At 45.1% G+C, this 12,444-nt stretch carries 8 protein-coding genes; 2 read left to right on the top strand and 6 right to left on the bottom strand.

Features of this window, described 5'->3' with window-relative positions; genetic code table 11:
• Positions 1-112: 112 nt before the first annotated feature.
• The 3 genes from U0033_RS28595 to U0033_RS28585 form a co-directional block, all read right to left on the bottom strand.
• The gene (locus U0033_RS28595; RefSeq protein WP_072364615.1) at positions 113-1,582 is read right to left on the bottom strand and encodes a RagB/SusD family nutrient uptake outer membrane protein; all 1,470 of its coding nucleotides are present in this window, start codon (positions 1,580-1,582) and stop codon (positions 113-115) included.
• 13 nt (positions 1,583-1,595) lie between these two features.
• Positions 1,596-4,817, bottom strand: a complete 3,222-nt coding sequence (locus U0033_RS28590; RefSeq protein ID WP_072364617.1) for a SusC/RagA family TonB-linked outer membrane protein — start codon at positions 4,815-4,817, stop codon at positions 1,596-1,598.
• A 447-nt stretch (positions 4,818-5,264) separates the two neighbouring features.
• Positions 5,265-6,656 carry an alpha-L-fucosidase gene (locus U0033_RS28585; RefSeq protein ID WP_072364486.1) on the bottom strand — a complete coding sequence of 464 codons (1,392 nt, stop codon included), beginning with the start codon at positions 6,654-6,656 and terminating at the stop codon, positions 5,265-5,267.
• A gap of 225 nt (positions 6,657-6,881) precedes the next feature.
• Between U0033_RS28585 and U0033_RS28580 the strand changes: the two genes are divergently transcribed.
• Both U0033_RS28580 and U0033_RS28575 read left to right on the top strand, forming a co-directional pair.
• Entirely contained in the window at positions 6,882-7,736 is an 855-nt protein-coding gene (locus U0033_RS28580; RefSeq protein WP_072364488.1) for an OmpA/MotB family protein, read from the top strand.
• 326 nt (positions 7,737-8,062) lie between these two features.
• The gene (locus U0033_RS28575) at positions 8,063-10,114 is read left to right on the top strand and encodes a tetratricopeptide repeat-containing sensor histidine kinase (protein WP_072364490.1); all 2,052 of its coding nucleotides are present in this window, start codon (positions 8,063-8,065) and stop codon (positions 10,112-10,114) included.
• 9 nt (positions 10,115-10,123) lie between these two features.
• Here U0033_RS28575 and U0033_RS28570 read toward each other — a convergent pair whose 3' ends face one another.
• The 3 genes from U0033_RS28570 to U0033_RS28560 all read right to left on the bottom strand — a co-directional run bounded on the left by U0033_RS28570 (position 10,124) and on the right by U0033_RS28560 (position 12,443).
• Entirely contained in the window at positions 10,124-10,711 is a 588-nt protein-coding gene (locus U0033_RS28570) for a sigma-70 family RNA polymerase sigma factor (RefSeq protein ID WP_072364492.1), read from the bottom strand.
• Positions 10,712-10,800: 89 nt separating this feature from the next.
• Entirely contained in the window at positions 10,801-11,334 is a 534-nt protein-coding gene (locus U0033_RS28565; protein WP_072364494.1) for a hypothetical protein, read from the bottom strand.
• An 83-nt stretch (positions 11,335-11,417) separates the two neighbouring features.
• Complete coding sequence (locus tag U0033_RS28560; RefSeq protein ID WP_072364496.1) at positions 11,418-12,443, bottom strand: PorP/SprF family type IX secretion system membrane protein; 1,026 nt, start codon at positions 12,441-12,443, stop codon at positions 11,418-11,420.
• Position 12,444: the final 1 nt, after the last annotated feature.

Genomic DNA, 12,444 nt, shown 5'->3' with positions numbered 1-12,444 from the left:
GCAGGGGGATCCGGGTGAATGTTGGAACATTGAAAATTCAAACCGGTACACAAGAAAAAAGGGTACCTCACAGATGAGATACCCTTTCCCGATAAATGGTTGATAATTGGTACTAATAGCCGTTATTTTGTTCATACAAACCGCCGCTTGCTGAGATCTCAGCAGAAGGTACCGGGTAAATAATATAAGCAGGTAGCACTGTTTCCACATTCGTTACCCCATCAGCAGCAATCCAGGCATTCATAGTAGTAACTGCCATGCCCTCGCGCACCAGGTCATTCCATCGCAAACCTTCGCCCAGGAACTCCTTTCTCCGCTCCTCCATCAATTGCTCAATCGTTACATTGGAAATGCTATTTAAACCCGCTCTTGCCCTCACCTGGTTCACCACCGCATCTACATCAGCCTGTGAGCCGGCAGCACCATGCAGGATACATTCCGCCTTCATGAGCAATACATCAGTATAGCGCAGTACGATGAAATTGATTGGCCAGTCAGTGCCGCTGGTACCCTTGTAAGTGGTATTGATATATTTTTTGATAAACGGACCTGCTGTATAGCTCGTCGCGATATTGAAGGTTTTGCGTGTATCAGTATTGCCATAAGCAGTTTTGAGATTGCTGGTCACTGCAAAATTACTCGCACCATATCCATTCCCATATGAATTAGACAAGCCCAAACCGGTCCAGTAAGCCACCGGTACCAGGTAACTGGGAAAACCGGCACCATTGTTACTACTGATATACTGCACATCAAAGATCACCTCTGCATTGTTCTCATTGGTGTATGAGAAGATATCCGGATAACTGCTCAAAAATGAATACCTGCCACCCGCAATGATTTCATTGAACAATGCCAGTGCCTTATCATATTCACCACTGTTCAAACCCGGACCACTAATACCATAGTCAGGACCGGAACGGGTCAGGTATACCTGCCCCAGCAAGCCTTTGGCGGCATAGGAAGTAGCCCTGCCCACATTGGAACCGGTATAAGCTGCCGGCAAATGCACGCCTGCATAGGTGAGATCCGCAATAATGGTATCATACACCTGTGCTACATCTGTTCTCGCTACCTTACCTGCTTCTGCAGAAGTCATTGGTGTGGTGATCAAAGGTACTTTCCCGAATAACTTCACCAACTCGAAATAATAAAATGCTCTCAGGTAATGGCATTCAGCAGTCAGCCTGGCACGCAAAGTAGTATCCGTTACCACACTACCTTTGTTCGCCAGGGCATCCAGCGCACTGTTTGCATTGAAGATACCATTGTAATTGTTCTGCCATGCAGTGGTGATAAAGGTAACTGCCGTTATATCGGGAGACATATCATTGATTCCCTGCCAGTCACGGTTGCCATCAGAGATCGCATTGATATTATCACTGCGCATTTCCCCCAGCCACAGGGCCATAGCAGGGTAGTTTTTCAACCCCGCATATACACCGTTCACCGCCTGCACAAAATCGTTCTGGGTGGAATAAAAATTAGTCGTCGTTGTACTGGATACCGGATTTTGATCCAGCTGTTTGGAACAGGCAGCGAATAGCAAACCCAATAGAAAAATATATCCTGATTTCATCATTGTACTTTTAAGATTAGAAGGTAACATTCAAACCAATCACTGCTGATTTACTCAATGGTACAGCACCATAATCTCCAGGCAATGCATAGCTGCCGTTGCCACTGGTATTGGTGTTCTGCGCCTCAGGGTTTGCGCCGCCTTTGTATTTGTCATGGCCAAACCAGTTCTGCAAAGAAGCGGTGATGCGCGCCCCGCTGATCGCATTTGTTCTGAGAATATGTTTCAGGTTATACCCTAAAGTAATGTTCTGGATACGCCAGAAATCAGTGCTGTAAATCCAGTCAGAAGTCACGTTGGGCACAGTATAAGTAGATGCCGCTTTACCACGGGGTGCGCTGAAATGCTGGTTAGCATCCGTATACCTGTCTCTCCATACACCCAGGGCATTGGCGGTTGTACTACCAGAAAAGTCGATCGCTCTGCCCAGGTAAGAAAGGATGCTACCACCATGCTGACCATAGACCGTTACACCCAGGTCGAAATCTTTATACTTAAAAGTATTGGTGATACCCCAGGTATACTTAGGTGTTGGCTGACCATACACCACCCTGTCTGCAGAAGTAATGGAACCATCTCCATTTGCATCGTAATACTTAGCATCTCCTACCCGTTCTTTGGATACCCTGGCTACTTTCGCATTATCGATATCCGCCTGTGTGAGCAGGCCATTTACCTTCGTTACATAATAGCTGAATAAGGGCAGCCCTTTCTTTAACAGGTAAGGTGCATTGCTGCCACTGTAAGCGGAGGAGATCTCAATAGGCCCCCCATCCGGCCCCAGTTCCAATACCTTGTTCTGGTTGAACGCAATGTTCGCATTCGTAGACCATTCAAAGTTTTTCAGGCGAACGTTCACACTGTTCACACCGATTTCAAGACCCTGGTTCTGTACCGCACCAATGTTTTGCAAACTGGTTGTAAAGCCGCTCGCGCCTACTACAGGCAGGTTCAGCAGGAGATCCGTATTTTTCTTCCTGTATACATCTACGATCACATTCAGGCGGCTGCGCAGGAAACTACCATCGATACCGGCGTTCCAGGTAGAAGAGGTTTCCCATTTCAGGTTAGGATTGGCCAGGCCTGATACCACCTGTCCGGTAGCCGCAGTGCCACTGTTACCGCCAAAGCTATATGTAGCACTGGTGAGTGTAGGAATGGAACCATAATCACCAATGTTGTTATTACCCGATTTACCCCAGCTCACACGCAGTTTCAGGTCATTGATAAAGCTGACACTTTTCAGGAAAGGTTCTTCTGACAAGCGCCATCCGATGGATGCAGAAGGGAAAGTACCCCAACGGCTATCCGCACCAAACCTGGAAGAGGCATCTTTTCTCAAACTCGCCGTTACCAGGTACTTGCCGGCATAATCATATTGTAGCCTGCCAAACCAGGAATACAGTGTGTTGTTAGATTCGCCGGTAGAACCGGTAGTCGTCACACCTGCACTATTCGGAATAGCATTGTTCAGCGTCTGGATGATATCGTTGGCATAACCACCTGCTGTAGCAATGCTGAAGTTTTCGTAATGTACCTTGTTGAATGACTCACCCAATACGGCAGCGATATTGTGTTTTCCTGCAATGGTTTTGGAATAGGTAAGGGTATTTTCATTGATGAAGTTTTGTTTGGTATAGCCACCATAAGAACCGGAAGCATTCTTTCCGGGATTGGTGACCAGTTCGGTCGCTGCACCTACCACTACATCATCCGGGATATACCGTTTAGTCGTGAGGTTCATCTGGTCCATATTGATAGTAGATTTCAATACCAGGCCGGGAATGATCTCATACTGGCCATACATGGATCCCAGCAAACGGGTAGTTTTTACGAGGCTGGTAACCGATGCCAGGTAAGCATAAGGACTGATCAGTTTCGGGCTGGACCAGGTATAGGTAGAACGGCCCCCTGCCCCGGTCATATTACCGGCTGAAGATTCTACAACAGGAACCATTTGCAGGGCTTTCATCACCTGGTTGTCTTTACCTTCTGCATCAGGTGCATGGTTTTCAGCGTAGCTGGGCGCGAGGTTCAGTCCTACTTTCACATGTTTTCCTACATTCGCTTCCACATTGGCCCTGGCACCGTAATTCTTGTAGGAGGAATTTACAATAGTACCATCCTGGTTGAGGTAATTACCAGAGATGAAATAATGAACATTATCAGTACCGCCACTTGCAGCCACTTCATAGTTGCCAAAAGGTGCCGTTCTGAAAATTTCATCCTGCCAGTCGAGATAAGTAAGACCAGGATGACCGGGTTCTGCCCAGCGATCATCCGTCATATAAGAAGTGTTCACAGCACCACTTGCAAGACCCAGGAGGGCAGCACGTTCGGCATTTGTCTGAGATGCGGTTCTGCCGGAGCCGGAAGCAACCCAGTTTGTATTCGCTACTTCAGTCGCCAGCTTCACCCATTCTTCTGCACTCAGTATATCCGTTTTGCGTTGTATTTTACTTAAGCCGGTATTGGCATTGAAAGCAATTTTCGCTTTGCCTGACTGTCCTCTTTTAGTAGTGATGATCACCACACCGTTTGCTGCGCGGGAGCCATAGATAGCACCTGCAGCGGCATCTTTCAGCACCTGGATACTTTCGATATCATTTGGATTCAGGTTGTTCAGCGGACTGGCAGTAAAACCACCGGATCCATTATTGCTCACCACGTCTAACGGGAACCCATCTACTACATAAAGGGGTTCGGTACCAGCGGTGACAGATCCACCACCACGAACAGTGATGCTAAGACCTTGTCCGGGCATACCAGTTTGTTGTTTCACCTGTACTCCTGGCATTTGTCCTACCAGCGCCTGTTCTACTCTACCCAGTGGTTTTTCGATCAGGTTGCCGGTGGGCATAGTGGTAACAGCGCCCAGGATGTTCCCTTTTTGCTGGGTACCATAACCTACGACCACTACTTCGCTCAGTGCACTTTCTGAAGAGGCGAGTTTTACGCTGAGATGTTTCTGGCCAGCCACAGGTATTTCCTGTCTGCCATAGCCTACATAAGAGAAAACCAATACTGCGTACCGGTCGTCGGGTACACTGATATTGAAAGTACCATCAGTACCGGTAGAAGTGCCTATACCGGTACCTTTCAGCTGTACGCTTACACCGGGTAGGGCTTGTCCTTTTTCATCAGTCACTTTACCTGAAATAGGGATCGTTGCTGCAATGGATTGTAAGCAGCTGAGCAGGATCAATACACAGCTCAGGTATGGCAATAGTACAGCCATTCCGCGCCTTCCTTGTTTTTGCATCTCGAAGTCGGTTTAATTAAGTAAAAAGCATGGGCGACTGCTATAGTTGGCGATAGCAGCAGTTAAAATTGCATGTAAAAAAAGGAGTACTACTATTGGTGGTAGCAGCGGGTTTGTTTGTACTACAGTTGGTGGCAGTAGTAGCGAATCGGGGGCAAATATACAAAGTCTACTAAATTAGTAGGTAATTATTTTTATGTTTTTTTAACCGGGGGAGTTATTGGATTTACTTCTTCGAATAAAACATTCATGAAAGAGCATTCACCAAGGGCATGAAAATCATTTTCAAAGAAAAAGGGCTGTCGCAAAGTTTTGCGGCAGCCCCTCCTGATGGAGAGAGAATTTTTTAAGCGAATCTCGGGGGTTTCATTTTACTTATGACACATCCCCTTAGAGCGCCTTCTCTTTTTTAAAAAAAGTTATTCATTTCCGTTCGTTGTACACACCGAATTCCGCGATGGCCGGTGCCGCATTACTTTCATCAATGAGTATTCTCACTTTTCCACCTCTCACCCGATCAAAACGATGGATGCGCACTTTTCCCTGCTGTACACCGCCTGGCAATGGTTTCCATACACCACCATCGTTGTATTCCAGCCTGTATTGTTTAATATGATCACCATCTTCTACAATCGTCACCATATTGAAATCCTTTTCACGATCAAAATCCACCTCATACCATGGATTTTTCACTACAGCATTTGACTGCCAGCTGGTCCGGAAATTATCATCATTTGCAAAATCCATGATGTTCATATCATCGCTCCAACTGGAATTGCTGTATTGGTATTTTGCAAAATTCTGTGCAGTGATCGGCGCTTCTCCCTTTGGCAGCGCAGGCAGCGGGCCTGCATTTTTCCACAGCTTACCCATTTGTGTTAAGGCAGCTACCGCATTCTCATCAATCAAACCTTCCCTGTTAGGTGCTACGTTCAGAATAAAATTGCACCATGCTTTATTCAACTGTACCAAGTTATCATTTACCAGTTTCAGGGGATCTTTCACAGGTGTGGTCGGGAAACTTGTTTTCCAGAACCAGTTCTGATTAATAGGTAAACAGGACAATGCCGGCAGTTGATTACTTTCTTTTGAAATGTGCTGACCTGCGCCCTGTTCATAAGATTTGATATCGGTGTAGAAGAGTGCATCTGTCGGATATTTAGCGGCATTCAGGTCCATGAGCAGACAGTTAGGTTGCAGTGTCTTCACGAGGTGATAAATATCATCAAAAGGTACATCTTCATAAGAAATACGTGACCATGGGGCATCCCATCCATCAATAATCAATGCGGTGATCTCTCCATAATTTGTCAGCAATTCTGTAAGCTGTGCTTTGATCATTTCAATGTCCTGCCGGGTAATGCCATGGGGGCGAAGTTTATGATGCGTATCCAGGATAGAATAATACAACATTACTTTCAGCCCTTTTGCCCTGAACGCAGTAACATATTCTTTAACGACATCACGTTTCAGTGGACTATTCATAACATTATAATCCGTTGTCTTCGTATCCCATATACAAAAACCACTATGATGTTTGGTGGTCAGGCAACCGTAAGACATATTCGCGGCTTTGGCCGTGCTGGCCCACTGGTTACAATCCAGTTTAGTGGGATTGAATGCAGTAGCCGGTGTTTCAGGGTCCGGCCAGTCCTGGTTCATGAATGTTGGAATGTTGAAGTGGATGAACATCCCAAACCTCAGGTCAACAAATTGTTGCTGAAGTGTGGATAACGATTTTGATTGTGCGCTTAAAATGGCTGGTGACAAACACAGTACGCCTGCCAGTAAGCGGGAAAAGAATAGTTTCTTCATATGAGACCTATACGTGGTGAATAAAATCCAATATAATATAAGCGTCGCGCACTACACCCTACCGGGTAAACTACTATCATAATTGGTGAAATTCGCATCAATCTCATCATTTTAACAAATTTACAGGTATGCTTCACCCCGCTAAAAGAGATTATGGCAAGGTTTTGGAATAATAGCACTTTACAGGTATAAAATAGAACGTCATTTAATTAAAATACAATTTATATGAAACTAAGGATCATATTTTTGGCAGTATCGTTGCCTGTATTATTGTTTTCCTGCGTTGGTACGAAGAAATATAAAGCTTCGGAAGCGCGCTATGTTTCTCTGAGTGAGAAATATGCAGCACTGCAGGGACAATTACAGGATTGCCAGCGTAATCTTCGTGATTCCACTGCTGCTTTTGAACATCGCAGAAATGTAGCAGACGAACGTACAGAAGGGCTGAAAAAGAACAACAACGAGTTGCTTGATCAGCTGAAAAACCTGTCTGTGATCAGTAGTTCACAGGCTGAAAGCATCAAGAAATCATTGGATAACATCGGCGCAAAAGATGCCTACATCCAGGATCTGCAATCAGCAATCGCTAAAAAAGACTCCCTCAACATGGCACTGGTCATGAACCTGAAAGGAGCCATTGGCGACCTGAATGACCAGGATATTAACATCAAAGTTGATAAGGGCGTGGTTTACATAGACATCTCGGACAAACTGCTGTTTGAAAGTGGTAGCTATGACATCACTAACCGTGCAAAAGAAGTATTGGGTAAGGTGGCAAAGGTGCTGAACAACCAGCCTAACATCGAATTCCTGGTAGAAGGTCATACCGATACCAACCCTTACAAAAAAGGTGTATTGCTGGATAACTGGGACCTGAGTGTGAAGAGAGCAACAGCCGTAACCCGCATATTACAGAACGATTATGCTATCAACCCTGCACGCATCACTGCTGCCGGACGTAGCGAATACGTGCCTGTATCATCTAACGACACACCGGAAGGACGAGCTGCCAACCGCAGGACAAGGATTGTGATTCTGCCGCAACTGGACCAGTTCTTCAAACTGTTGGAAAAGAAATAATAAAATGATGGCTGAGGATCACGTAAGTGGTCCTCAGTTTTTCCCCAAATACAAGCCATCACCTGCCCCTTATCACATTAAATTTCCCTTTTACCTGAAGATGAATCCTTATATCAACATACCACTTACATGTAATTTTTCCCACCCTGTTATACATAGTGCAAAAAACGCTTTAACTTACACTACGGTGGACAATACCAGTACCTGTTACAAAATGTTTTGCTAAAATAGTTTAGCGATTATTAACGTTATAAGATGTAATGTTTATTTGTAGTATAAAAGAATTATCCCTCTGGCGAGTGTTCTGGTATGTGTTGTTTGTGTGCATGCTTTTAGAGTCAAATGCCTGTACCCCCGGTCAACAGGACGAGGTTGATCATCCAAAATATTTCGAAGCTGTCATCAACCATGCCGACAGTCTGGGTGCAGACCTGGACAGAGAAAGAGGACTTCGTTATCTGGATTCAGTATACAATCATTTCCAACATGCAGGTCCCAGCGATCTGTATCGTAAATACCTGTTCAAAAAAGGATATTATTACGACAAAGACTACTCAAAAAGTATGATCTATTGCGACAGCATGCTGTCTGTAATGAAAGATCTTGCAAACAATAAAAAGTACACAAAGTTTTATGTCAACGCACTTTTGAATAAAGGAGATGTACTGGTGGCACAGAAGCGGCTGACTGAAGCTTTCGAATATTATTACAAGGCTAAGCAAATTGGTGAAACCACTCATGACACTGCTTTCCTGGCAGAATATTACAATCAGCTGGGCATGATCTGCTACAAGCAGGATAAGTTTACTGAAGCAGCCAGGTATTTCAAAATTGCGACTCACTTACGCCAGGTTTGCGGGAGCCAGGACTTTGCTGCATTTTCCTTTATCCAGGAAAATATTGATAATACTGCGCTCGCCTTTGATCGTAGCGGTAACTATGATAGTGCCGGTTTATATTTTCAGAAAGCACTCAGTTATATTTCTGCAAACGAGGCCAGGTTCTCTGCTGTGGCTAACCAGCAGCGCTATGTGGCCATGTCAAAGGGTATTATATATGGCAATCAGTCGTTTATGTACCTTAAGAAAGGAGATACTGCAAGTGTAGAACCGCTACTGCTTGAAAGTATCAGTATTAATAACCAGCCTGGTTATGCCATTGACGATGCCCTTTATACACAGTTGCGCCTTGCAAATCTTTATATCAATACCAACCGGATGAACGAAGCATTCGAGGTATTGAAAAAGATAAAATCAGCCCTGGATACAATCGCAACGCCAGACAGGGAACTGCGGCTCAGGTGGCTTAAATCTGAAGAAACCTGGTATGCCCAAAACAATCAGCCTGATAAAGCATATGCCTTCCTGAGGGAATTCACGGCTATCAAAGATTCACTGGATGGCCGCAACCGGAAAATCCATGAGGCAGATATCAGCAGGGAATTTGACAACGTTGCCCGTCAGCAGGAAATCATTGCGCTCAAGAATGATGATCGCCTGAAGACGATTTTGCTTGTCATCACCACACTCTTCCTCGCCTCTGTCATCACGATTTCGTTCCTGATCTGGCGAACCTGGCTAAAATCCAAGCAAAACCTGCAACTCGTAGGCATACAGAACGACAGGCTGACCAATGCCCTTCGTAACCTGGAAAGCAGGGACCAGGAAAATGCGGCCTTGCTCAAAGTGATCATTCATGACCTGAAAAACCCGGTGGGCAATATCGGCGCCATCGCAGGCCTGCTGCTGGATGGTGAAGAATTCGACCTGGTGCAGCGCAAAGCCATGTACCAGATGATTGCCAACGCCGGTAACCAGGCATTTGAAATCATCAACCAGCTGCTGGAAAATAAAAACAAAGGACAACTGGCCGGTTTGAAAACAGAACTGACCGATATCCCTCCCCTCTTGATGGAATGTATAGATCTGCTGCAGTTTAAAGCACACCAGAAAAGACAGCGCATCAGGGTAGGACGCATACCCGCAGGCATCTCCAATCTCGACAGGGATAAGATCTGGCAGCTCTTTACCAACCTGATCGACAATGCGATCAAGTTCAGTACAGAGAAGTCCGTGATCAGTATCAATGCTACCCGGACAGACAATACCTTTACCATTATGATCAAGGATAAAGGCATTGGTATTCCGCCGGAATTAAAGGAAAAGATCTTTGAGATGCATACTTCTGCGGGAAGACCCGGTACAGCCGGTGAACAGTCCTTTGGACTGGGGTTATCCATCTCCAGAAAAATTGCAGAAATGCACAATGGGCATTTGTGGTTTGAGAGTGTGCCTGGTAAGGAAACAACCTTTTATGTAGAACTTCCCTGTGAGCCTGTAAGGCAAGCTGTTGTTAAAGGTGCGCGCCTGAACGTATAGTGTTGTTGGTTAAAATACTGCTTCCACAGCCTCACGCTCCATCAATTTCCGCATGTTGATAATGGCATAACGAACCCTTCCCAAGGCCGTGTTGATGCCTACATTGACGGTTTGCGCAATTTCCTTAAAACTCAGATCTGCATAGTAACGCAGGATCAGTGCTTCCCGCTGTGTTTCAGGCAGGCGGTCCATCAATGCCTGTACTGCGGTATTTGTTTCCCTGATAATGATGAGTTGTTCCTGGCTCATGTCCATACGGCTATCCCCACTGGTAATATCATCATTGTAAATGAGGGCAAAAGACGGGCGTGCATTCTTCTTACGGAAATGGCTGATACAGCAGTTGTGCGCAATCCTCACTGCCCAGGCAATGAAGCGGCTGTTGTCCAGGTAATGCCCTTCATTGAGCGCATTAATGATTTTGATAAATACATCCTGGAAGATATCTTCTGCCAGGTGACGGTCTTTTACTAACAGCATGATGGTAGTAAAGATCCTGTTCTTATGCCTGTAAACCAGCACCGAGAAAGCACTATCGTCTCCCGATCTGTAAAGCTTTATTAATTCTTCATCTGTCAATTCACTATATCTTTTCATGGTATGATTATTAGATGTTGAAAAAATTGGCCGCCCTCGATAAAGCAGCCCTGTTACTTGTGGTTTTGATGGAGATAGTCATTAGTAAATTAGTTCTTAAGATGCAGGTAAGCTTTTACCTGTTCGTAATTGTTCCAGTCGATCCCAGCCTTGCGTGCAGCAGCCTGGCCACCCGGAATGATCACATATCTGTATTGGAAAGATTTTTTTCCATTATCGTCAGTAGATGTGCTGAAGTCTGCATTGCTGTAGATTTCGAATCCACCTTCAAAGAGATTAACGTTGATAATGTAATTGCCGTTGAAGTATGGTAATGGCATTACTACCAGTCCACCAGTACTTGTATAGTATTGGGTATATACTTTTACATCACCTTTGTTCAGGATAGCAGCAGTGATCTTTGGAGCATCTACATTTACGAAGTAAGTTGCATTGTCAGATGCAAGGGTAAAAGCTGCATCTTTCCAGGCGGAATAAATGATACCTGCATTACCCGCTACACCTGTATCACCTTTCTCACCCTTCGGACCTACAGGACCTGCATCACCTTTCTTACAAGAAGTCATTCCAATGGCAAGGGAGAACATACATGCAACGAATAAATAACCGAAAACCTTTTTCATAATTTAAATTTTGATTGTTTGTTATTGATAGAATTTTTTGATTTTTTAATGCCTTTTAATACCGTTTATCTCCATCTTAGTAATTAAAAATTGCGCGGACACAGATCTCCATACCTGTTCCCTATTAAGAACCCAATCAATACTTCATGCGTTCCTTTACTCACCGTATTCAATGATGATGTAGTATAATCATACGAATACCCGATATTGATTGTTGAATTGATATTCACTCCAAGCATAGCCGCAAACCCATCCTGTATGCGGTATGAAGCCCCTACCCACATCCGGTCTCTATACTGAAACTTTGTATTCAGATCAAAACTCACAGGTGCCGCCGTAATCATTCTCACCATCACAGAAGGCAACACGCTCAGATCTTCATTGATAAAAGCACGATACCCACCTGAGAGAAATAAATGCGGTACCAGTTTACCCCTGTACAAAGAATCGCCTACCACTTTTCCGTTGTCATAAGCAATTCCCTGCGGAATAATATTCTGCACCGCCGCACTGATGTAATAACTACTGCTGTACAACATCAACCCTGCATTCACTTCCGGCCGCCACTTATTCAACAGTGTACTGGCTGCTATCACCGGGTCACCCGCTTGTTCAAAATCCAGTTTCGATGCATCCAGCGACATCTGCTGCATACCTATTGAAATTCCTGCACTCACACTGGTACGGGCTGAAATAGGAATATGGTGTGCATAAGTACCCGTGATAGAAAACCTGTTCAGCGGACCAGTCTTATCATTCAGGATTGTCAATCCTACACCTGCATGTGCAGGAGGTGTGGTATACTGCTGCCAGTAAGCTCTTCCCCTTGGATTCTCTCCCGGAGGTGTCAAACCGGTGATACCCGCTTCAGGATAATCGCTCTTGCGTAAAGGGCCGTGTATGGTGAGGTATGAAGTAACCGGCGCACCATTCAATCCAGCCCACTGATGGCGATGGCTCGCCTTTACATCCCAGTAGTTTTCAATACCTGCCACAGCGGGGTTGATGATAAACGTATTGAGAATATACTGGGTGTAGTGCGGTTGTTGCTGTGCGTTGCTGCTGGCGGAACCCGCCAGCAGCAACAACAGCAGTGAGAGTCTTTTCATA

It is taken from the genome of Chitinophaga sancti, from assembly GCF_034424315.1.
Classification (GTDB): domain Bacteria; phylum Bacteroidota; class Bacteroidia; order Chitinophagales; family Chitinophagaceae; genus Chitinophaga; species Chitinophaga sancti.
Note: the sequence above shows the minus strand (reverse complement) of the source record. Positions and strands in the feature narration are given on the sequence as shown.